Source organism: Aeromonas cavernicola (genome assembly GCF_002795305.1).
Lineage (GTDB): Bacteria > Pseudomonadota > Gammaproteobacteria > Enterobacterales > Aeromonadaceae > Aeromonas > Aeromonas cavernicola.
Genome location: NZ_PGGC01000276.1, coordinates 1 through 833 on the forward strand (window position 1 = coordinate 1; position 833 = coordinate 833).

The 833-nt window shown below is 63.0% G+C and carries 1 protein-coding gene; it reads left to right on the plus strand.

The window, feature by feature from the left end; all coding sequences use genetic code 11:
• Window positions 1-236: 236 nt before the first annotated feature.
• A partial coding sequence (locus CUC53_RS19380; protein WP_236757976.1) for a polysaccharide biosynthesis/export family protein occupies window positions 237-833 on the plus strand: 597 nt, incomplete at its 3' end.

Here is an 833-nt window from a genome sequence, read left to right on the forward strand (position 1 = left end):
CTGTTTTACGGCTTAGTGGTGATGGGGCTGGCCACCTTGCGCGAGCACCAAGACTAGCGGGCATTGCACATACCCACATTCGTACATGCCCAGATGACCTGCTGGCTGCTTGGCAGTCGGCGCCCTTAACGCCAACCCAGATCATCGTTGCAGTGATCCTCGGCTGGCCTGTTATCCCTGATAGTGATTTTGCTACCGACCCCGCCGCTTTGCGCGCGGGGCGCGAGGAGTTCACCGTGATCCCAACCTCAGCTACCAAACGCGTCAAAGGCCGCCAACGTCGGTCAGACAAAGCCCAGCGCCAGCACGCCCATCAGATCTATGGCGCGCCTGCGGCGGTGCGCGCGAGCTTCATTTCGAACATCAGCCCGCAGTGTGCGCCATGCTCGACGAGAGACACGGTCGTGAGCCCAAGCGCCTCGTTCACTGCCTCTGAGGGGGCCACTGCCAGTGCCCCGCGAACCTCCCCCGTAGGCGCCCTGACCACCAGCCTGACGCTGGCCGCCACCCTTGCCGTGAGCCTTGTCACCTGCGCGCTGCAACCCGCCCACGCCTTGGCCGTCACCCAAGAGGCGGCCCCCGTGCGCAAGGTCGTCAGCGACACCCAAACCCGCGATCCTGTCTTCGGTAACTGGCTGTTTCGCGGCGAGTTTGCCCGCGAATCCTTTAGCGGCTTTAACCCCGATTACCGCATCGCCATCGGCGATAAGCTCCAAGTCCAGCTCTGGGGTGGGGTCGAGTTTGACCAAAGCCTGCTGGTCGACCACCAAGGCAACATCTTTTTGCCCAAGGTCGGGCCCGTCAAGGTCGCTGGGGTCCGTAACGAGCAGCTT